Annotated in this window: 18 protein-coding genes; 6 read left to right on the top strand and 12 right to left on the bottom strand. The window is 69.5% G+C overall.

Translation table 11 applies throughout. The features are described from left to right. Positions 1 to 94 precede the first annotated feature (94 nt). From AC07EJ_RS36375 to AC07EJ_RS36360, 4 genes are all read left to right on the top strand, one after another. Positions 95 to 1,375 carry a citrate synthase gene (locus AC07EJ_RS36375; RefSeq protein WP_478885880.1) on the top strand — a complete coding sequence of 427 codons (1,281 nt, stop codon included), beginning with the start codon at positions 95 to 97 and terminating at the stop codon, positions 1,373 to 1,375. A 16-nt stretch (positions 1,376 to 1,391) separates the two neighbouring features. Continuing rightward, positions 1,392 to 2,345, top strand: a complete 954-nt coding sequence (locus AC07EJ_RS36370; protein WP_478885879.1) for a sucrase ferredoxin — start codon at positions 1,392 to 1,394, stop codon at positions 2,343 to 2,345. Between the two features lie 135 nt (positions 2,346 to 2,480). After that, positions 2,481 to 4,190 carry a sensor histidine kinase gene (locus AC07EJ_RS36365; RefSeq protein ID WP_389486193.1) on the top strand — a complete coding sequence of 570 codons (1,710 nt, stop codon included), beginning with the start codon at positions 2,481 to 2,483 and terminating at the stop codon, positions 4,188 to 4,190. Continuing rightward, positions 4,187 to 4,867, top strand: a complete 681-nt coding sequence (locus tag AC07EJ_RS36360; protein ID WP_389486191.1) for a response regulator — start codon at positions 4,187 to 4,189, stop codon at positions 4,865 to 4,867. The genes AC07EJ_RS36365 and AC07EJ_RS36360 overlap by 4 nt, the downstream gene beginning before the upstream one ends. 24 nt (positions 4,868 to 4,891) lie before the next feature. Here AC07EJ_RS36360 and AC07EJ_RS36355 read toward each other — a convergent pair whose 3' ends face one another. From AC07EJ_RS36355 to AC07EJ_RS36345, 3 genes are all read right to left on the bottom strand, one after another. Beyond that, positions 4,892 to 5,950, bottom strand: a complete 1,059-nt coding sequence (locus tag AC07EJ_RS36355) for an ABC transporter substrate-binding protein (RefSeq protein WP_478885878.1) — start codon at positions 5,948 to 5,950, stop codon at positions 4,892 to 4,894. An 89-nt stretch (positions 5,951 to 6,039) separates the two neighbouring features. Next, on the bottom strand, positions 6,040 to 6,903 hold the full coding sequence (locus AC07EJ_RS36350) for an ABC transporter permease (RefSeq protein ID WP_389486188.1): 864 nt from the start codon (positions 6,901 to 6,903) through the stop codon (positions 6,040 to 6,042). Beyond that, on the bottom strand, positions 6,893 to 7,708 hold the full coding sequence (locus AC07EJ_RS36345; RefSeq protein WP_389486186.1) for an ABC transporter ATP-binding protein: 816 nt from the start codon (positions 7,706 to 7,708) through the stop codon (positions 6,893 to 6,895). The genes AC07EJ_RS36350 and AC07EJ_RS36345 overlap by 11 nt, the downstream gene beginning before the upstream one ends. Before the next feature lie 160 nt (positions 7,709 to 7,868). On the opposite strand from AC07EJ_RS36345, the gene AC07EJ_RS36340 reads away from it, so the two are divergent. Continuing rightward, positions 7,869 to 8,561 (top strand): response regulator, encoded by a 693-nt coding sequence (locus AC07EJ_RS36340; RefSeq protein ID WP_389486184.1) that lies wholly within the window; start codon positions 7,869 to 7,871, stop codon positions 8,559 to 8,561. Between the two features lie 106 nt (positions 8,562 to 8,667). Here AC07EJ_RS36340 and AC07EJ_RS36335 read toward each other — a convergent pair whose 3' ends face one another. The 6 genes from AC07EJ_RS36335 to AC07EJ_RS36310 all read right to left on the bottom strand — a co-directional run bounded on the left by AC07EJ_RS36335 (position 8,668) and on the right by AC07EJ_RS36310 (position 15,624). Next, on the bottom strand, positions 8,668 to 10,260 hold the full coding sequence (locus tag AC07EJ_RS36335) for a solute symporter family protein (RefSeq protein WP_389486182.1): 1,593 nt from the start codon (positions 10,258 to 10,260) through the stop codon (positions 8,668 to 8,670). Continuing rightward, positions 10,257 to 10,754: a DUF485 domain-containing protein gene (locus AC07EJ_RS36330; RefSeq protein ID WP_227297786.1), complete on the bottom strand. Its 498-nt coding sequence runs from the start codon at positions 10,752 to 10,754 to the stop codon at positions 10,257 to 10,259. Before AC07EJ_RS36330 ends, AC07EJ_RS36335 begins: the two co-directional genes overlap by 4 nt. A 95-nt stretch (positions 10,755 to 10,849) precedes the next feature. After that, a complete protein-coding gene (locus AC07EJ_RS36325; protein ID WP_478885877.1) occupies positions 10,850 to 11,629 on the bottom strand; it encodes a response regulator in 780 nt (259 codons plus the stop codon). After that, on the bottom strand, positions 11,626 to 12,780 hold the full coding sequence (locus tag AC07EJ_RS36320; RefSeq protein ID WP_478885876.1) for a sensor histidine kinase: 1,155 nt from the start codon (positions 12,778 to 12,780) through the stop codon (positions 11,626 to 11,628). Before AC07EJ_RS36320 ends, AC07EJ_RS36325 begins: the two co-directional genes overlap by 4 nt. Next, positions 12,777 to 13,301 carry a DUF1453 domain-containing protein gene (locus AC07EJ_RS36315; protein ID WP_389486176.1) on the bottom strand — a complete coding sequence of 175 codons (525 nt, stop codon included), beginning with the start codon at positions 13,299 to 13,301 and terminating at the stop codon, positions 12,777 to 12,779. The genes AC07EJ_RS36320 and AC07EJ_RS36315 overlap by 4 nt, the downstream gene beginning before the upstream one ends. A gap of 187 nt (positions 13,302 to 13,488) precedes the next feature. Next, positions 13,489 to 15,624, bottom strand: coding sequence for a DNA gyrase/topoisomerase IV subunit B (locus AC07EJ_RS36310; RefSeq protein ID WP_389486174.1), 2,136 nt, complete (start codon positions 15,622 to 15,624; stop codon positions 13,489 to 13,491). 439 nt (positions 15,625 to 16,063) lie between these two features. Between AC07EJ_RS36310 and AC07EJ_RS36305 the strand changes: the two genes are divergently transcribed. Next, positions 16,064 to 16,294: a DUF7455 domain-containing protein gene (locus AC07EJ_RS36305; RefSeq protein ID WP_393586210.1), complete on the top strand. Its 231-nt coding sequence runs from the start codon at positions 16,064 to 16,066 to the stop codon at positions 16,292 to 16,294. Positions 16,295 to 16,419: 125 nt separating this feature from the next. Here the strand turns inward: AC07EJ_RS36305 and AC07EJ_RS36300 are convergent, their stop codons facing one another. The 3 genes from AC07EJ_RS36300 to AC07EJ_RS36290 all read right to left on the bottom strand — a co-directional run bounded on the left by AC07EJ_RS36300 (position 16,420) and on the right by AC07EJ_RS36290 (position 20,295). After that, positions 16,420 to 17,250 (bottom strand): S1 family peptidase, encoded by an 831-nt coding sequence (locus AC07EJ_RS36300; protein WP_389486170.1) that lies wholly within the window; start codon positions 17,248 to 17,250, stop codon positions 16,420 to 16,422. Between the two features lie 155 nt (positions 17,251 to 17,405). Then, complete coding sequence (locus AC07EJ_RS36295; RefSeq protein WP_478885875.1) at positions 17,406 to 18,944, bottom strand: RNA polymerase sigma factor; 1,539 nt, start codon at positions 18,942 to 18,944, stop codon at positions 17,406 to 17,408. Between the two features lie 463 nt (positions 18,945 to 19,407). After that, positions 19,408 to 20,295: a FadR/GntR family transcriptional regulator gene (locus tag AC07EJ_RS36290; RefSeq protein WP_362906990.1), complete on the bottom strand. Its 888-nt coding sequence runs from the start codon at positions 20,293 to 20,295 to the stop codon at positions 19,408 to 19,410. Positions 20,296 to 20,359 lie beyond the last annotated feature (64 nt).

Here is a 20,359-nt window from a genome sequence, read left to right as displayed (position 1 = left end):
TTCCTCCCTGAACTTGATTTGACTGTCCATGCTTGACTCAATGTCTGTCAATATTGATTGAATCAATACACACGATGCGGATACGGTGGCGCGCATGACGGATCACGAACCCGCACCCGCGCGGGAGGCCCGACGGCTCAGCACCAAGGAGACGGCCGAACTTCTGGGCGTGAAGCCCGAGACCGTGTACGCGTACGTGAGCCGCGGTCAGCTCAGCAGCCGCCGGGCGGGGCCCGGTTCGCGAGGCAGCACGTTCGACGCGGCCGAGGTGGCAGCGCTCGCGCAGCGCAACAAGCGGGAGTCCGCGGCCGGTTCGGCGCCGGGTGAGTTGTCCGTGCGTACCCGCATCACGCTGATCGACGAGGACCGCTACTACTTCCGTGGGGTCGACGCGGCCGAGCTCGCCGCGCACCACACCTACGAAGAAGTCGCCGAGTGGCTGTGGACCGGGGAGCTGCGGCCGGGGATCCACTTCACGGCGCCACGGCAGTCCCTCGCCGCGGCCCGGCGCGCCGTGGGGGCGCTGCCGGAGCACAGCGGTCCGATCGACCGTCTGCGAGTCGCTGCGGTCGCCGCCGCGGTCGCCGACCCACTGCGCTTCGACCTCTCCGAAGAGGCCGTGCTCGGCACGGCCCGGACCCTCATCCCGACGCTGGTGACCGCCCTGCCACCCGTACGGCACACGCACCGCGACGGCGGGCCGCTCGCCCAGCGCCTGTGGGGTCGCCTCTCCGGACGCGAACCCGACGATCCGTCACTGCACGTCCTGGACACGGCACTTGGGCTCCTCGTCGACCACGATCTCGCCGCGTCGACGCTCGCCGTCCGGGTCGCCGCGTCGGCGCGCGCGCACGCGTACGCGGCGGTGTCCGCGGGCCTCGGTGTCCTGGAGGGGCCGCTCCACGGCGCCGCCAGCGGTCTCGCGCACCGCATGCTCCTCGAAGTCCTCGACCGCGGCAGCGCGGCCCCTGTGGTGGCGGACGAACTGCGTGCCGGGCGGCGTGTCCCGGGCCTCGGGCACCGCCTCTACCGGGGCGAGGACCCGCGGGCCCAGGCCCTGTTCGCCCTCCTCGAAGAGATCCCGCAGGCCCACTCGGCGCTCGCCGCGGCCCACGACGTCGTGACGACGACCGCCCGCCACACGGACTTGCACGCCAATGTGGACCTCGCCCTCGCGGTCTTCACCGTCTCGTGCGGGATGCCCGCGGAGGCCGGCGAGACCGTCTTCGCGGTGGCCCGGACGGCGGGCTGGATCGCCCACGCCCTGGAGGAGTACGGCGAGCGCCCGCTGCGGATGCGACCGAGCGGCCAGTACGTGGGACTGCGCCCGCCGCAGCCGCTGCCCGTGCCCGACGCCCCACTGCCGACCGAGTGAGGTTAGGCTCCCCTATGTGAGTACGTGTACGACCGCCTCGCAGGACCTGAACGAGCCTCTCGCGGGGACCGCCGCCACCGCGAGCACCTGGCTGCTGATCGAGCAGCCGGGCCCCTGGGGCGCGAAGGCGCTGGTGTCCAGTCATCTGGACCCGGAGCTCGGCAGGGCCCTGGAGGCGGCCGCTGAGGGGACCGGCGTGCGCGTCGCCCTCATCAGGCGCCCGGGCCGGCACGCCGACTTCCACTCCACCACCCGGCGCCATGTGTATGTGGCCCACACCGTCCCGGGAAACTCCTGGCTGCGCGGCACCATGACCGAATCCCCGGAGGAGCTGCTCGCCCTCGACTTCGCCGCCCTGGGAGCGGGTGATCACGGCGGCTTCGGCACCCCGCACGACGGCGCGCCCCTCGCGCTCGTCTGCACCAACGGCAAGCGCGACCGCTGCTGCGCACTCCTGGGCCGGCCGCTCGCCGCGGACCTCGCCGCGTCCGGGCAGGACGGCATCTGGGAGGTCACCCACCTCGGCGGCCACCGCTTCTCCCCCACGCTGCTCGTCCTGCCCTACGGGTACGCGTACGGCCGTGCCGACGTCTCCCACGTCAAGGACACCCTCGACGCGGTACGGGCCGGCCGGATCACCACCGACGGGTGCCGTGGGAACTCCGCGTGGGAGCGGCCCGGCCAGGCCGCCGAACTGGCCGTGCGCACGTCGGCCGGAATCGATGACGCCGGAGTGCTGAGCGTCGTCGGCACGAAGGGCACAGCTCCGGGGCCTGTGGCTGCGCTCTGGGAGGTGACTGTCGTCCGCACGGACGGCCGCCGCTGGCGCGTGGCGGTCGCGCAGAGCGCTTCGCAGCCGCCCCGCCCCGAGAGCTGCGGTGCCGCGCTGGGCTCTCCCGCGCGCATGGACGTACTCGCGGTGGACGAGATCGCACCCGCCGTCACAGGGGCACTCGGCACGGGCGCCTGACCCGACGGCTCGTGCCGTGCCCCACAACGGCGTACGCACGGCCCCTTGCCACCGACCACGACGCGCGCTCCGGCCCGCGAGATCCCCACCACATCCGCTACGGGGTACCCCGCTCGCCCCCGTACCGTTCTTCGTATGAGCCCCACTCCCCCCACACGCCGACTGCGCTTCGGTCTGCCGCGACGCGTCTTCGCGCAGGTACTGCTCATGCAGGTCGCGATCGCCGCCGGAGTGGCCGTGCTCGCGACGGGGCTCTTCCTCGCACCGCTCAGCGACCAGCTCGACGACCAGGCGATGCGCCGCGCGCTCGCGATCGCGCAGACCACCGCGGCGCAGCCGAGCATCGCCGAGGATCTGCGGCGTTCACGTCCCACGGTCGACGGTCCCGTCCAGCGGGAGGCCGAGCGGATCCGCCGGGCCAGTGGCGCCGAGTACGTAGTGATCATGAACAAGGAAGGCATCCGCTGGTCCCACACGGATCCCGGCGAGGTCGGCAGGATGGTCTCCACGGACCCCAGAGAGGCGCTCGCGGGCCACGAGGTCATGGAGATCGACAGCGGCACCCTGGGCCGCTCGGCACGCGGCAAGGTGCCCCTGCGTGACGCGCAGGGCGACATCGTCGGGGCCGTCTCCGTAGGGATCGAGTACGACAGCGTCAGGGCGCGGCTCATCCACGCCATCCCGGGCCTGTTCGCCTACGCGGGCGGTGCCCTCGCGGTCGGTGCGCTGGCCGCCTACCTGATCTCGCGCCGGGTCCAGCGACAGACCCGTGACCTGGCGTTCTCCGATATCGCGGGGCTGCTCTCGGAGCGCGAGGCCATGCTGCACGGCATTCGCGAAGGCGTCGTCGCACTGGACCGGAGCGGCCGGATCCGGCTGCTCAACGACGAGGCGCACCGGCTCCTGGGCATCGGTGACGAGGTGATCGGGCAGTCGCTCGACGACGCGCTGGGCCCGGGACGTACGACCGATGTGCTGTCGGGCCGGGCCACCGGGACGGATCTCCTGACCGTGCGCGGCCAGCGCGTCCTCATCGCCAACCGCATGCCCACGGACGACGGCGGCGCCGTCGCGACACTGCGGGACCGCACCGAGCTGGAACAGCTGGGGCGGGAACTCGACTCGACGCGCGGCCTCATCGACGCCCTGCGCGCCCAGGACCACGAACACGCCAACCGCATGCACACACTGCTCGGCCTGCTCGAACTGGAGATGTTCGACGACGCCGTGGAGTTCGTCGGCGAGGTGGTCGGCGACCACCGGGCGACAGCGGAGCAGGTGACCGAGAAGGTGCACGATCCGCTGCTCGCGGCTCTCCTGGTCGGCAAGGCGACGGTGGCGGCGGAGCGTGGGGTCGCCCTGTGGATCTCCGACAGGACGCTCCTCCCCGACCGGTTGATCGACCCGAGGGGGCTCGTCACGATCGTCGGGAATCTCGTCGACAACGCCGTGGACGCGGTCGCGGGCACGCCCCACGCGCGCGTGGAGGTCGATGTACGGGCGGCCGACGACCACACAGTGGAGTTGCGGGTACGCGACACAGGTCCCGGCATCCCCGCCGCCCGACGGGAGTTGATCTTCACGGAAGGGTGGTCCACCAAGAAGCTGCCCTCCCACGGGAAGCGCGGCATCGGCCTGCCCCTCGTGCGCCGGCTCGCGGAACGGCAGGGCGGCAGCGTCCAGGTCGGCGAACCGGACGGCGGAGGCGCCGAGTTCACCGTCGTCCTGCCCGAGGCGCTCACAGACCCGGGCCTCGCTCAGGAGGCCACCGAAGCGGCCGCGACCACCACGGCCGGCACCGTCGCCGATGCCCTGGCCACCCCCACGAAGGAGGACCCGCGATGATCGAAGTGCTGGTCGTGGACGACGACATCCGCGTCGCGCGCGTGAACGCGGCCTACGTGCAGAAGGTGGCGGGCTTCCGCGTGGCGGCCGAGGCGCACAGCGCGGCCGACGCCCTGCGGGAGGTGGAGGCCCGGCCGCAGATCGACCTGATTCTCATGGACCACTACCTGCCGGACGAGACGGGTCTGGCGACCGTTCAGGAGATCCGGCGCCGCGGCCACCAGACCGACGTGATCATGGTGACGGCGGCCCGTGACGTCTCCACCGTGCAGGCCGCCATGCGGCTCGGGGCGCTGCAGTACCTGGTCAAGCCCTTCGCGTTCGCGGGTCTGCGCGCCAAACTGGAGGCATACGCGGGACTGCGCCGCACCCTGGACGGCGGCGGCGAGGCCGAACAGGCCCAGGTCGACCGGATCTTCGGCGCCCTCTCGGCCGACACCGAGCCGGACCTCCCCAAGGGGCACTCCCTCAGCACGGCGGAGCTCGTCCGCAGGGCGCTGGTGGACGCGGAGGGCCCGCTCTCGGCGCAGGAGGTCGCGGACCGTACGGGACTGAGCCGGCAGACGGCCCAGCGGTATCTGAAGCTCCTGGAACGCACCGGGCGGGCCGGCCTGACCCTCAAGTACGGCGATGCGGGCCGCCCGGAACACCGTTATGTCTGGGCGACCCGCACCTGAGCGACGTACGAGGAGTCGACCTGGTCAGCCGGCGGCCTTGTCCACGAACTCGGTGGTGAACGTCTTGCTCAGGTCGACCTTGGCGTTCTTGATGTTCGGGTTGAACGCCTTGAGTACACGCTCAACAGTCTCGGGGCCGTTCTTGGGCATCACGCCGTCCGTCGTGAACATCGGGAGCGTGGCCTTGATCGCCTCGGCGTACAGCTTCTTGTCGCCCTGCGAGTAGTCGGCCGGCATCTTGGCCGCGATCTCGTCGGCGCTGTGCGTGGACATCCACTTGAGCGTCTTCACGAAGGCGTTGACGAGCTTCTGGACCGTCGGCTTGTGGGTGTTGACCCAGTCCGCCTGCATGTAGAGGCTCGACGACGGGTACGGGCCGCCGAGCGCCTCCTGCGAGCCCTCCGGGGTCCGCATGTCGACGAGGACCTTGCCGAGCTTCTTGTCGAGGATCGTGGCGACGGTGGGGTCCGTCGTCATGCCCCCGTCGATGGCACCCTTCTGGAGGGCGGAGACGAACGTCGGGCCGGCGCCGACAGCCACCGGCGAGAACTGGCTCGGCTGGACGCCGTTCTTGACCGCCAGGTACTTCGTGAGGAAGTCCGTCGAGGAGCCGAGGCCCGTGATGCCGAGCTTCTTGCCCTTGAAGTCCTTGGGCGAGGAAATGACCCCGGACGCCTTGTTGGAGACGATCTCCACCTCGCCGGGGGCTCGCGAGAACTGCACCACGGACTCGACGGCCTTGCCCTTGACCTGCAGGTCGAGCGTGTGGTCGTAGAAGCCGACGGCGCCCTGGACCTGGCCGGAGACGAGCGCTGTCTCGGCCTGAACACCCGCGGGTTCACTCAGGAGTTGGACATTCAAACCCTCATCCTGGAAGTAGCCGAGCCGATCCGTGAGCATCGCCGGCATATAGATGACCTTGTCCAGGCCGCCGACCATGATCTTGACGTGCTCGCCCTTGCCGTCCGCCTTCTTGCCGGAGCCGGTGCTGGTGCTCGCGGCGTCGTTGGCGCACGCCGTGAGCGTGGAGAGGGCGAGCAGGCCGGTCGCTGCGAGGGCACAGAGCCGCACGGAATTGCGCATGGTGGTTCACGTCCTTGTGAAGAGGGTTGAGAAGAAGTGGGTTGAGAAAGCAGTGGGGAAGCATTGGCAGTGCGCGTCGGGGGCGGCCGTCAGCTGTCGGAATCCGCCGGCTTCCAGCGGAAGATGCGACGCTCGGCGAAGGTGAGCAGCCCCTCGGCCAGCAGGGCCACGACGGCGAGGATGACCATCGCCGCGTACACACCGGCCGCGTTGAACGTGCCCTGCGACTGCGCGACGAGCAGACCGACGCCCTTGGTCGCGCCGATGTACTCGCCGACGATGGCGCCGATCAGCGCGAAACCGAAGCTCACATGGAGGCTGGTGAAGATCCATGACGTGGCGGACGGGATGACGACCTGAAGCGTCACGCGACGGTCACTGGCGCCGAGGATGCGGGCGTTGGCGACCAGGTTCCGGTCGACCTCGCGGGCTCCCTGGAAGGCGTTGAAGAACACCGGGAAGAACACGAGGACGACGGCGGAGGCGACCTTGGAGGCCGGGCCGAGGCCGAACCAGATCACGAAGATCGGGGCGAGCACGATCCTCGGGATCGAGTTGAGGACCTTGATGTACGGGCCGAGGATGTCGGCGAGGAAGGTGATGCGCCCGAGCGCGATGCCGAAGACGACACCGGCGATCACGCCGATGATCCAGCCGACCAGCGCTTCGTAGAGCGTGAACCAGACCTGTTCGCCCAGTGAGCCGAGCGCCGTGCCGTGGGTGGTCCACGTCCAGATCTGGTCCCAGATCTTCGACGGCATGGAGAAGTTGAACGGGTCGATGATCGCGGCGCGCGAGAGCACCTCCCAGAGGCCGAGGACGGCGACCAGAAGCAGGACCCGGGCGCCGCCGATCAGGACCTTGCGCCGGCGCGCGGCGCGGGCCTTGGTGACGGCGCGTCCCGGCTTGGCGGCATCGGTGACGGGCACGGCGGTGGCGGCATCAGGCGACATCGGCGGCACCTCTCTCGCGCGTGATGCGGACCTCTTCGCCCAGGGACTCCCAGATCTCGCGGTAGATCTCGATGAACTCGGGCAGCAGGCGCACCGATTCGACCTTGCGGGGGCGTGGCAGGGCGATGTCGAAGACCTGCTTCACGGTGGCCGGGCCCGCGGTCATGACGACGACCTTGTCGGCCAGCGCGATGGACTCCTCCAGGTCGTGGGTGACGAACACGACCGAGGCGCCCGTGCCCTCCCACAGCTCAAGGAGCTCGTCCGACATCAGAGCCCTGGTCTGCACGTCGAGCGCCGAGAACGGCTCGTCCATGAGCAGGATCTCGGGGTCGTTGACGAACGTGGCGGCGAGCGCGACGCGCTTGCGCTGGCCTCCGGAGAGCTGGTGCGGGTAGCGGTCCTCGAAGGACGCGAGCCCGACGCGGGCCAGCCACTCGCGGGCCTTGGCCTTCGCCTCGGCCTTCGGCACACCACGGAAGCGGGGGCCGGCCATGACGTTGGACAGCACCGTTCGCCAGGGGAACGTCGCGTCCTGCTGGAACACGAATCCGACTTTGTCGCCGACTCCCTCGACGGGTTCGCCGGCCACCAGCACCTCGCCGTCGGTGGGTTCCTCCAGGCCGCTGACGAGGGTGAGGGTGGTCGACTTGCCGCAGCCCGTGGGGCCGACGACGGCCACGAACTCGCCGCGTCCGACGGTCAGATCGAGCTCCCTGACCGCCGTGTGCAGGCCACCCGAGGGCGTCCTGAAGATTTTGCTCGCGCCCCGCAGTTCGATGGCGGGGCCGGTGTCTGTGCTCATGGCCGGAAGGTAGGTGTGACCTGGGACACCGCATCAGTCTTCTGGGCGCAAGGCGGACTTCTGCTTGCAAGAGACTGTTGTGCTCGTTTTGCTCGCGCTACAACAGCTGAGCCGAAACACGGGCTCAACAGCTCGCCTGGGCTTGAGGGAGAGAGGCCCGATGATTGACGTCCTGGTCGTGGATGACGACTTCCGTGTCGCCGAGATCAACGCGAAGTACGTGGGAAAGGTTCCCGGATTCCGGGTGGCGGCCCGCGCGCACAACGCCGCGCAGGCTCTCGCGGCCGTGCAGCGCCAGCGCATCGACCTCGTGCTGCTCGACCACTACCTGCCGGACATGACGGGCCTCGACCTCGCCCACCGGATGCGGGAGAACGGCCACAACACCGACGTCATCATGATCACGGCGGCGAGCGACGTCCTGACGGTGCAGGCGGCGATGCGCCAGGGAGCCCTGCACTACCTCGTCAAGCCGTTCACCTTCGCCGCGCTGCGTTCGCGGCTCGACTCGTACGCGGCGCTGCGCCGCACCGTGGACCGTGTCAGCGGCCGTGGTGCGGCGGGCCAGGAGCAGGTCGACCGGATCTTCGGTGCGCTACGGGCGCTGCCCCTGCCCGCGTCGCCCGGCCTGCCGAGCGGGCAGTCGGAGCCGACCACGGATCTGATCTGTGGCGTGCTGCATCGCGCCGACCATCCACTGTCCGCCCACGAGGTGGCGGCGGAGACGGGCCTGAGCCGGTCCACGGCGCAGCGGTATCTGCGGCACATGGAACAGTCGGGCCGGCTCAGCCTCTCGCTCAAGTACGGGGACACCGGGCGCCCGGAGCATCGCTATGTGTGGGTGGCGCCCTAGGTGACGTGGGGTGAACTGAGCGCTCCGGGGCGGGCTCCTCGCGGGGGCACGGCCACACATAGGGCACGGTCACACTCTGGGCACGGCCGCACGTGGGGCCGGGTCCTCAGACCGCTCCCGCTCCGGTCAGCGCACGCACCTCGGTCTCCGCGTGCTTGGCCTCGTCCGGTGGCTCGGCCGAGGTGACCGTGCCGAGCCAGCCCGCCAGGAAACCGAGAGGGATCGAGACGAGGCCGGGGTTCTCCAGCGGGAAGAACTGGAAGTCCACGCCGGGGAACAGCGAGGTCTCGCTGCCGGACACCACCGGTGAGAGGACCACCAGGATGAGGGCGGGCACGAGCCCCCCGTAGACGGACCACACGGCGCCACGCGTGGTGAAGTTCCGCCAGAACAGGGAGTAGAGCAGTACGGGCAGGTTCGCGGATGCCGCCACGGCGAAGGCGAGGCCCACGAGGAACGCCACATTGAGGTCGCGGGCAAGCAGCCCGAGGCCGATGGCGACCACGCCGATTCCGGCGGCGGCGACGCGGGCCACGGCGACCTCGCTGCGCGGCTTGGCATGGGGACGGCGCAGGGACGCGTACAGATCGTGGGCCACGGACGCCGAGGAGGCGAGCGTGATCCCGGCGACAACGGCGAGGATCGTGGCGAAGGCAACGGCCGCGACCACCGCGAACAGAACCGTTCCGCCCGTGGAGTCCGGGCCGCCGCCCAGGTCGAGCGCGAGCAGCGGAACCGCCGTGTTCCCCGCCGCGTTCGAACCGCGCACCGTGTCGGAGCCCACGATCGCCGCCGCACCGAAGCCGAGCACGATGGTCATCAGGTAGAAGCTGCCGATGAGTCCGATGGACCAGATGACCGAACGGCGCGCGGCCCGTGCCGTCGGAACGGTGTAGAAGCGCGACAGGATGTGCGGCAGTCCGGCGGTGCCGAGCACGAGCGCCAGACCCAGGCTGATGAAGTCGAGCCGCGCGGTCCAGTCGCCGCCGTACTTCAGTCCGGGCGCCAGGAAAGCGGCTCCGTGCCCGCTCCGCTGCGCCGCCGTACGCAGCAGTTGGTCGAAGTCCCCGTGAAAGCGCACCAGGACGAGCACGGTCAGGGTGATCGCCCCGCCCATGAGCAGGACTGCCTTGACGATCTGGATCCAGGTGGTGGCCCGCATCCCTCCCAGCGACACATAGATGACCATGAGCCCGCCGACACCGACGACGGTCCACGCCTGTACGGCTCCGCCGGTGCTGCCGAGCAGCAGCGCGACCAGGCTGCCCGCACCCACCATCTGCGCCACCAGATAGAGAACGGACACCGTCACCGAAGAAGTTCCCGCCGCGATCCGCACAGGGCGCTCCCGCATCCTGGCGGCGATGACGTCGGCCAGCGTGAACCGCCCGCAGTTGCGCACGAGTTCGGCGACCAGCAGCAGCACGACGAGCCAGGCCACGAGGAACCCGACCGAGTAGAGCAGGCCGTCGTAGCCGAAGAGCGCGATCAGGCCCGAGATGCCGAGGAAGGAGGCGGCCGACATGTAGTCGCCCGCGATGGCGAAACCGTTCTCCATGGGCGAGAAGAGCCGGCCGCCCGCGTAGAACTCCTCCGCCGATCCGTGCCTGTTACGGCTCACCCATGTGGTGATCGCCAGCGTGACGGCGACGAACACGCTGAACAGCAGCAGCGCCAGCGTCTGATGGTTCCCGGTCACCGCTGGCCACCCTCGATCACTCGGGTCATCTCCTGGGTGTCCCAGCGCAGTTCGAGCGCCGCGCGGTCCCTTCGCAGCCGCGCGTGGCGCGAGTACAGCCACGTCAGAAGGAAGGTGCTGAGGAACTGTCCGAGCCCCGCCAGCATGGCCACGTTCACCGCTCCGGCGACGGGCCTGCCCATCAGCCCGGGGGCCGTCGTCGCCGCCAGGATGTACGCCAGGTACCAGGCGAAGAAGGCGGCGGCGGCCGGAATGACGAACCTCCGGTAGCGGCTGCGCACTTCCTGGAAGGCGGCGCTGCGCTGCACCTCCAGATAGATCGCGGCCGCGCTCCGCTCCGGGGGCGCGGCCTGGGGAGGTACGGCCGGGGCCGGAGCCCCCGTGCCGTCCAACTCGCCCCACCCGGAGGCCAGCGCGTCGTACCAGGGATCGCCGAGAACACCGCGATCACCGGCCCGGGTCTGCGCCACCTCGCGCCCGTCGTGCTTCTCCACCGAACTCTCCTTGTCCGCGGGCCACTCAGGCCGCGAGCCCAAGGATGGGCAGATCGGGAAGATCCCGGACTCTTCTCACATCCCCCTTCACCCCATTAGGTGATGGCCGACCCCGGTGGCTGAACAAGGCCGTGCCGATAGGCATACCGGACCGCCTGGGCCCGGTCCTTGAGGCCGGTCTTGGCGAAGAGATTGTTGATGTGTGTCTTCACCGTCGCCGTGGAGACATGCAGGGCGCGGGCGATCTCCTGATTGGTCAGCCCCTCGGCGATGAGCCCCAGAACTTCGGCCTCACGCGCGGTGATTCCGTCGGGCGGCTCCACGGGCGCGGGCGCCGGTGCGGGCTCCGAAAGACGCTCCAGGAGCCGGCGCTGGATCTTCGGTGACAGTCCCGCGTCACCGGAGAGCACGTCCTCCACGGCCCGCACGATCTCGTCGCCGCCCGCATCCTTGGTCAGGTAGCCGCGGGCTCCGGCCTTGAGAGCGGGGAACAGCGACTCGTCGTCCGCGTACGTGGTGAGGATGACGACCTGGGTCCCGGGATACTCCGACCGGATGCGCCGCGTCGCCTCCACCCCGTCACAGCGCGGCATGCGCAAGTCCATGAGGACGACGTCCGGGGCGAGTTGGGCGACGAGCGCGACGGCCTCGTCGCCGTCACCGGCCGCTCCGACTACCTCGATACCGGGCAGCAGCCCGAGCAGCATCACGATGCCCTCGCGCACGACCGTCTGGTCGTCGACGACCACCACTCTGGCGTCCCTGCGCGCCGCACCGCCTCTCTGCGCACCCGCCGCGCCTGCCGCGCCTGCCTGCGAACTCGCCGCGTCCGCAACGCGATCCGCCCCGTTCGCCCTCGGGTCCGTCCCGCTCATGCGGGTACCTTCAGCTTCACTGCGAAACCCTCCTCGCACGGCCCTGCCACGAGCGTGCCGCCGAGCAGCTCCGCACGCTCCCTCATCCCCAACAGACCGTAGCCGGAGCCACTGACAGTGAACTCCCCGGACGGCGCGGACGAGCCCGAATCCCGTACCTCGAGGGTCACTTCGGCGGTGCCATACTCCAGTCTCACCTGGGCCTTCGCGCCGGGCGCGTGCTTTCGGACGTTCGTCAGGGCCTCCTGGGCGACCCTGCGTACGGTCTGTGACGCCTCGACGGACAGCGGGCGCCGCACGCCCTCCACCGAGACCGTCGCGCCGTCCGTGGCCACGAGTTCGCGCAGGAAGTCCTCCAGCGGCGTCATCTCGCCGCGCAGCGCCGAGAGTGCCTGGCGCGTCTCGGTGAGCCCGTCGCGTGCCATGGCCCGGGCGGCGACCACCCGCTCGTGGATCTGGTCGAGGTCCGCGCCCCGCTCGATGAGCAGGCGGGCCGCTTCGAGGTGGACCAGCTGGGCGGAGAGACTGTGCGCCAGGACGTCATGGATCTCCCGCGCGATCCGGGCCCGCTCGGCCAGTGCGGCGGATTCCGCCTCCGCGGCCCGCGCGGCCCGCTCCTGGCGGAGCAGCCGGTGGGCGCTTCCTCTTGCCTCCGCATCGAGGCGCAGGACGTATCCCGCAAGGCAGAGCCCGATGGTGGTGACCGCCGTGGTGAACCATGCGTCGTTGTTCAGGATCGCGAACCCGGTGAGCGCGCCGGCCGTGAGAGGAATGGCCGCGACGAGAGGCAGCCGCTCAAGTGCGGTGATGGCACAGCCGCACCAGAGGACGAGCGCCGGCCCTCTGAATCCTGCCTGCTCCGCCCCGAATGCCGCGCCCAGCAGGACGGCGAGCAATCCCACGGAGGGCCACAGCAGGTGTTCCAGCGTGGTCCGGAAGAACCCCCAGGCCGCGGCTCCGCAGGCGATGAGCACGACCGGCGCCAGGGCAACGGTCCAGCCGTGCACGCCACGCTCCGCCGCCGCGGTCCACACGAGAGCCGTGAGCGCGACCCCTCGCACGACGCGGGCCAGGACCCGCCGCGCCCGTGTGAGCCCTTCGCGGGAGAGCGCCTCCCGCGAGGGCCAGCTGGTCCAGGCTCCGGGCGTCACACACGGTCCTTCCACGACGGCACGCGCACGCCGTCACCGTACGCCCCGTCCCCCTGGGGTGCAGGCCGCAGGGACTGCGCACGCCAGATGAGGACTCCGGAGCGGACGAGCAGTGTGGCCGCCAGGGCGAGCATGAGCGCGGCGCTGCCCTGCTTGATACCGAAGGCCGCGCCGGCGGCGTACAGACCGGCCCGTACGGCGATGCCGACGACCCAGACGGCGCCGCTGGCCTTGGTGCTCTTGCTCCACACAGTGCCGTCCTGCGCGGTCCAGATCCGGGTGGTCCAGGCCCAGCCGGCGCCGAGGGCGAGACCCACGAGCAGCTCAACGCCCAGGAGCGAGGCCGAGAGGGTCTGGTGGTGGGGATCCAGGAGGTCCGGCTTGCGCAACGCCATGAAGACGAGCACGGCGGGCACGACCCAGAAGCGCTTGTCCGTGGTGATCTGCTGCGCCTTGAGCTGACGGGCGACCACCAGCACGACGACGGCGATGATCACCAGCACATTGGTGAGCCCGGACATGGCGGCCTCCGATTTTCCGTGACTTCGAGGATTTCGAGCTTCGAGTGCGCCGGACGACGCCGAGCGGCGGCGTCCTGCAACGTCTTCGAAGTTACGGAAAAGGCCAGTTCACGGGATCGGAGCTGGGGTGGATCGTGGGTGGATCAGCCGGCTCCACCCACGGGTGGAGCCGGCGTCCGGGTCACCCCTAGGCGTCGATGCGCGAGCGGTCGAGCGTCGCGGCCGAGCTGCTGATGAACTCCTTGCGCGGCGCCACGTCCGTGCCCATGAGCAGATCGAAGACCTGCTCCGCGGCGTCCAGCTCTCCGATGTTGATCCGGCGCAGCGTGCGGTGGCGCGGGTCCATGGTGGTCTCGGCCAGCTGATCGGCGTCCATCTCACCGAGGCCCTTGTAACGCTGGATCGAGTCCTTGTAGCGCACGCCCTTGCGCTGGTACTCGAGGAGCGTCTCGCGCAGCTCGCGGTCCGAGTACGTGTAGACGTACTTGTCCTGGCCCTTCTTCGGCTGGACGAGCTCGATGCGGTGCAGCGGCGGCACCGCGGCGAACACGCGACCGGCCTCGATCATCGGCCGCATGTAGCGCTGGAAGAGGGTCAGGAGCAGGGTGCGGATGTGCGCCCCGTCGACGTCGGCGTCGACGAGCAGGATGATCTTCCCGTAGCGCGCGGCGTCGATGTCGAAGGTCCGCCCGGACCCGGCTCCTATGACCTGGATGATCGCGCCGCACTCGACGTTCTTCAGCATGTCCGACACGGACGACTTCTGAACGTTGAGGATCTTGCCGCGGATCGGCAGGAGCGCCTGGAACTCGGAGTTCCGGGCCAGCTTGGCGGTGCCGAGCGCGGAGTCCCCCTCGACGATGAAGAGCTCGCTGCGCCCCACGTCGTCGCTGCGGCAGTCGGCGAGCTTGGCCGGCAGTGACGACGACTCGAGGGCCGTCTTCCTGCGCTGCGCGTCCTTGTGCTGGCGGGCCGCGATCCGCGTACGGGCAGCGGCGACGGCCTTCTCCATGACGGCGCGGGCCTGGGCCTTCGCGTCGCGCTTGGTGGAGGTCAGGAACGCCTTGAGTTCCTTGGCCAGGACGTTCGCGACGATCCTGTTGGCCGCCGAGGTGCCGAGCACCTCCTTGGTCTGGCCCTCGAACTGCGGCTCGGCGAGACGCACCGTGACGACGGCCGTCAGGCCCTCCAGGGCGTCGTCCTTGACGACGTCGTCCTCGGCGACGCGCAGCAGCTTCTGGGAGCGCAGCACCTCGTTCATCGTCTTGGTGAGCGAGCGCTCGAAGCCGCTCACGTGGGTGCCGCCCTTGGGAGTGGCGATGATGTTGACGAACGACCTGAGTGTCGTGTCGTAGCCGGTGCCCCAGCGCAGCGCGATGTCCACCCCGAGCTCGCGGGTGACCTCGGTCGGCGTCATCTGACCGTGGTCGTCGAGGACGGGGACGGTCTCCTTGAAGGTGCCCTGTCCGGAGAAACGGAGGACGTCGCACACCGGCTTGTCGGTGGCGAGGTACTCGCAGAACTCGCTGATGCCGCCGTCGAAGCGGAAGGACTCCTCGCCCTTGCTGCCGCCGTCACCGAGCCCGTACTCGTCGCGTACGACGATGGTCAGGCCGGGCACGAGGAACGCGGTCTGGCGGGCGCGCTGGTGCAGGTGCTCCAGGGAGAGCTTGGCGTCCTTGAGGAAGATCTGGCGGTCGGCCCAGTAGCGCACGCGCGTGCCGGTGCGGTTCTTCGGGACCCGCTTGACCTTGCTGAGCCGCGCGGATGAGTCGAAGGCCGCATCGGGTCCCGGCTTGGCGAAGGCACCGGGGACGCCGCGGCGGAAGCTGATGGCGTGCGTGTTCCCGCCGCGGTCGACTTCGACGTCGAGTCGCGCAGAGAGCGCGTTCACCACGGAGGCGCCCACGCCGTGCAGGCCGCCGGAGGCCGCATAGGACCCTCCGCCGAACTTGCCGCCCGCGTGCAGCTTGGTCATGACGACCTCGACTCCGGAGAGCCCGGTCTTGGGCTCGACGTCCACGGGGATGCCGCGGCCGTTGTCCCGCACCTCTACGGAGGCGTCGTCATGAAGGATGACCTCGATGTGGTCGCAATAGCCGCCGAGGGCCTCATCGACGGAGTTGTCGATGATTTCCCAGAGGCAGTGCATCAGGCCACGGCTGTCCGTCGACCCGATGTACATACCTGGGCGCTTGCGTACGGCCTCGAGCCCCTCAAGGACGAGCAGGTGCCGCGCGGTGTAGTTGGAACTGTCCTTGTCCACGATGCCGCCTGCTCCGGTCAGCAGCGCTGTGGACGGCACGGACGTTTCGGCGGTCACGCAGTTCGCTCCTCGCTGAATTTCACTTGGAACCCTTTTGGGTAAGGGGTCGGCTTCGGTCGCCGCTCAGAGGGTACCGAGGCCTGGTAGAGCCGTTGTAACGCAACCCTCGCCTCCGCCAAGACTAGTGCAGCGTCGCATGCATGTTCGATCCCTCGATGGGGTGAAGCGCACATCACGTTCCCTTCGAGGCATGAACCATTTAGGCTCCGGGCACGTCCTCATTCACAACCGACAAGCCAGTCGGCGAGGACCGACCTGACGGAACGCGCGAACCCGTAAGACACGTAAGAGACGCAATACGGCACATTCGCCGCCAACCGGCAGCAGACAGCCCCTCGGAAAGATTTTTCGAGGAAAAGCCACGAGCGGGAACGTTTTCGGCCTGGTTGGATGTTGACCCTGGTACGACAGCTCGTCGAGCTAGAGAAGAGGCGACGTGACTACTGTTCTGACCCCCGCGAGCCCGCTGACGGCGGCTGACCGCTGTGACCGTTGCGGCGCCCAGGCATACCTGCGCGTCGTGCTCATCAGCGGTGGTGAACTGCTCTTCTGCGCCCACCATGGCCGCAAGTTCGAGCCGGAACTCAAGAAGATCGCCGCTGAGATACAGGACGAGACGGAGCGCCTGACCGCCGCTCCGGTAAGCGCCGAACCCGAGGAACGCTGACACCTCGCACAACGACGAGCCAGCTCCGGCCCAGGCCGGTGATCGGGCGGCCGCCCCTGCACCACGGGGGTGGCCGCCCGTCCTCGCGTCAGCGCCGCATATGCCCGTGAGGCACCCTGAGGGCCTCAGGCAGGCTCCGGCATGACGCGCATGGCCTCGGACACCCGGGCGTAGACGCCAGGGCTCCCAGGGCGCCCACAGCCGCTCCCCCATGAGACGAGTCCGATCAGGCGCCCACGTGCCACGAGAGGGCCTCCGCTGTCGCCCTGGCAGGCATCCCGCCCGCCCTGCAGCTTCCCTGCGCACAGCATCGTGCGAGCGCGGAACGTTCCCTCGGAGCTTCCCGGATAGGCCGCCTTGCACGCGGAGTCACCCAGCACCTGCACCTTCGCGGCCCGCAGCTTGTTTGCGTAGTCACCGGCTCCCGTGGTGTCGCCCCAGCCGTAGACCGCGGCGCCGGTACCGGTCGCGTACACAGAGTCCCCGGACCCCGCCATGGGGATCACATACCCCTCGGGTAGCGGCGCATCCAGTATGACGACCGCCACATCGCCGGAGTTGGTCTCGGGGTCGTAGTCGGGGTTGACCCAGGTACGACGTACCGGGATCTCCGCGCCCGACCGGGTCCGCAAGTCATCACGCCCCGCGATGACCTTGAGGTCACCCACGGCACGCAGAGCGGTGCCCAGGACTTCGGGGCTCAGACAGTGGGCGGCGGTCATGACGGTCGATCGCCCGACCACGACACCCCCGCAGAACTGCCCGGATCGGGTACCCCCGAACCGGTCACGACTGGACAGCGCCACCATCCACGGACTGTCGGCCACCCGGACCGACCGGCCTCCGATGACCACACTGTCTGCCGCCGACGGAGCAGGGGAAGCCAGGGGCAGCAAGGCCGCCGCCGCCAGCAGGGCAGGCGCCCGGAACAGCGTTCGGGCGAAGGGACGACGCATTCGGTGTCCTCACTCTGGGTTGTATCGACACACCCAGCGTGAGTGAACTTCGTGCGTCATGCACACGAGCATGCCGAAGGGCCCGGCCCCCTCAGGGGAGCCGGGCCCTTCGATGAGGCACGTACCGCCCGGAGCCGGTCCGGGCGGTCGCGCTTCTAGTCCAGGTAGTCGCGCAGAACCTGCGAACGCGACGGGTGGCGCAGCTTCGACATCGTCTTGGACTCGATCTGACGGATCCGCTCACGCGTGACGCCGTAGACCTTGCCGATCTCGTCGAGGGTCTTCGGCTGACCGTCGGTGAGACCGAAGCGCATCGAGACGACGCCCGCCTCGCGCTCCGACAGGGTGTCGAGGACGGAGTGCAGCTGTTCCTGGAGGAGCGTGAAGCTGACCGCGTCGGCCGGCACGACCGCCTCGGAGTCCTCGATGAGGTCACCGAACTCGCTGTCGCCGTCCTCACCCAGGGGGGTGTGGAGGGAGATCGGCTCACGGCCGTACTTCTGGACCTCGATGACCTTCTCCGGGGTCATGTCGAGTTCCTTGGCCAGCTCCTCCGGGGTGGGCTCGCGGCCCAGGTCCTGGAGCATCTGGCGCTGCACGCGCGCGAGCTTGTTGATGACCTCGACCATGTGCACCGGGATACGGATGGTGCGGGCCTGGTCGGCCATGGCGCGGGTGATCGCCTGGCGGATCCACCACGTCGCGTACGTGGAGAACTTGTAGCCCTTGGTGTAGTCGAACTTCTCGACCGCGCGGATCAGACCGAGGTTGCCCTCCTGGATCAGGTCCAGGAAGAGCATGCCGCGACCGGTGTAACGCTTGGCCAGGGAGACCACCAGACGGAGGTTCGCCTCCAGGAGGTGGTTCTTGGCGCGGCGGCCGTCCTCGGCGATGATCTCCAGCTCGCGCTTGAGCTTCGGGGCGAGCTTGTCGGCGTTGGCGAGCTTGTCCTCGGCGAACAGGCCGGCCTCGATGCGCTTGGCGAGCTCGACCTCCTGCTCGGCGTTGAGCAGCGGGACCTTACCGATCTGCTTCAGGTAGTCCTTGACGGGGTCGGCGGTGGCGCCGGCCGCGGCGACCTGCTGCGCGGGCGCGTCGTCCTCGTCCTCGTCGGACAGCACGAAGCCCTGCGCGCCCTCCTCGCCGGGCTCGCCTTCGGCCTTGGCCGTACCGGGGGTCTCCTCGGCGGCCTCGTCGTCGACCTCGTCGTCCTTCTTGCCGGACGTCTTCTTCGCCGTCGCCTTCTTGGCGACGGTCTTCTTCGCGGCGGCCTTCTTGGCCGTCGCCTTCTTGGCTGCGACCTTCTTGGGTTCGGCGTCCTCAGCCTCGACCTCGTCGGCCGGGGACTCGGGGGTGGCCGTGGCAGCGACCTTCTTCGCCGTGACCGTCTTGGCGGCGACGGTCTTGGTGGCGGTGCGCTTGACCGGGCTCTTAGCTGCGACGCTCTTGCGGGGGCGTTTCGGCTCCGCGGCACTGACCATCAGCGTCACACCCTCTTCCTCGAGGATCTGGTTGAGGCTGCGCAGAACGTTCTTCCACTGAGTGGCCGGAATCTGGTCGGCCTCGAAGGCACGGCGCACGTCGTCGCCGGCGATCTGGCCATCAGCCTTTCCCCGCTCAATGAGCGCCATGACAGAGACGGACTCGGCGATCTCCGGCGGGAGCGTACGGGATGTGCTGGCCGACACGAACAACCTCTCGGAACGTTGGAAAACGGCTTCCGGCCCCGTCCTGTGAGGACCGGAGCCGACGACCGCCGACTTGGGGATGGGTCAGCGGCGCGGGCGGGGGCCGGGGAGATGCACAGCGCCACACGCGGCTGCTGTATTCCCTCCTCGGCTGTCACCTCTTAGGTCATCGCGCTGTTCCGAGGATCGTTACGCCCAATCTGCGTGGCCCGAGTCACACCCCGTAAGCGGTCAAAAACTAATGGATGCGGTCAAACATGGCCACTTTTCGACTACCCAGCTCGAACCGACGGAACCCTTGGTCCACGCATGTGTCGCCGGATCGCGCCGGGTCCCGGGGGAACAGGCGCAATCCGGCGACACATGAGAACAGCTGGTGGGGGGCACATCCGAACCGTGCGATGTATCGAACGCCGGGGGCTGCACCGAGGCGCCGGATCACCGAATCGCCGAATCACCAAGGAACGGGTCAGTGCTCGCGGGGCGCGGGGACCACACGTTCGACATCGGGGTGGACGGTGAGCAGCTGGCGCATGGCCGCCTCCGCGCCGGTGCCGTCACCCGCGGCGAGGGCGTCGGCGATCCGGCCGTGGTGCGCGACGGCCACCTCGTTCGGCCGGTCACAGCCGGTGACGGGCCCCCCGGAGACCTGGAGGGCCGCGGAGACGATGCCGGACAGGTGCTCGAGCATGCGATTGCCCGCGAGCTGGATGAGCAGGGCGTGGAACTCGGCGTCGGCGCGGGCGAAGGTGATCGGGTCGCCCTGCCCCAGGGCGTGCCCCATGATCTCGACCATGTCGGTGAGCCGCTGCTGGACGTCCTCACGGCCGTGCCCGGCCGCGAGCCGGGCGGCGAGGGGCTCGATCGTCCAGCGCAGCTCGTTCAGCTCGCGGCGCTGGTCGTCGCGCTGCGGCCCGAAGGCGCGCCATTCGATGATGTCCGGGTCGAGCAGGTTCCAGTCACTGACGGGGCGGACACGGGTGCCGACATTGGGGCGGGCGCTGACCAGGCCCTTGGCTTCGAGAACGCGGAGCGACTCGCGGACGACGGTGCGGGACACCTCGAATCGCTGACCGATCTCCTCGGGCACAAGCGGACGGTCCGCGCCGAGGTCCCCGGAAACAATCATCTGGCCAAGCTGCTGGACGAGTTGGCCGTGCAGGCCGCGGCCACGGCTGCCGGCGGCACGCCGCCCCATCCGGCCGAGATCCTGATCCGCGACATCCCAAACAGGGGCGCCGACACGGTCGGCGCCGTTGGCCTCCCCATAGGGGTAACGGTCGAGTTCGCCCGGGCCGGCCAGACCGGAGTCGGCGGAGCGGGCGGCGGTCATCATGGTGTGCGCAAGGGTACTCACGGATGTGTTGTCGGCGCCGCCCCCAAGTCCCTTGAGGTCTTTGGTGAAAAGCACACGAAAGGGT

It is taken from the genome of Streptomyces sp. NPDC045026, from assembly GCF_056432625.1.
This window is presented reverse-complemented; position numbering and strand designations above follow the sequence as displayed.

Coding starts and splice junctions, on each gene's coding strand:
- AC07EJ_RS36355 (WP_478885878.1), bottom strand. CDS start 5,950: ATGCGCAATTCCGTGCGGCTCTGTGCCCTCGCAGCGACCGGCCTGCTC.
- AC07EJ_RS36365 (WP_389486193.1), top strand. CDS start 2,481: ATGAGCCCCACTCCCCCCACACGCCGACTGCGCTTCGGTCTGCCGCGA.
- AC07EJ_RS36350 (WP_389486188.1), bottom strand. CDS start 6,903: ATGTCGCCTGATGCCGCCACCGCCGTGCCCGTCACCGATGCCGCCAAG.
- AC07EJ_RS36315 (WP_389486176.1), bottom strand. CDS start 13,301: ATGTCCGGGCTCACCAATGTGCTGGTGATCATCGCCGTCGTCGTGCTG.
- AC07EJ_RS36375 (WP_478885880.1), top strand. CDS start 95: ATGACGGATCACGAACCCGCACCCGCGCGGGAGGCCCGACGGCTCAGC.
- AC07EJ_RS36300 (WP_389486170.1), bottom strand. CDS start 17,250: ATGCGTCGTCCCTTCGCCCGAACGCTGTTCCGGGCGCCTGCCCTGCTG.
- AC07EJ_RS36340 (WP_389486184.1), top strand. CDS start 7,869: ATGATTGACGTCCTGGTCGTGGATGACGACTTCCGTGTCGCCGAGATC.
- AC07EJ_RS36360 (WP_389486191.1), top strand. CDS start 4,187: ATGATCGAAGTGCTGGTCGTGGACGACGACATCCGCGTCGCGCGCGTG.
- AC07EJ_RS36345 (WP_389486186.1), bottom strand. CDS start 7,708: ATGAGCACAGACACCGGCCCCGCCATCGAACTGCGGGGCGCGAGCAAA.
- AC07EJ_RS36325 (WP_478885877.1), bottom strand. CDS start 11,629: ATGAGCGGGACGGACCCGAGGGCGAACGGGGCGGATCGCGTTGCGGAC.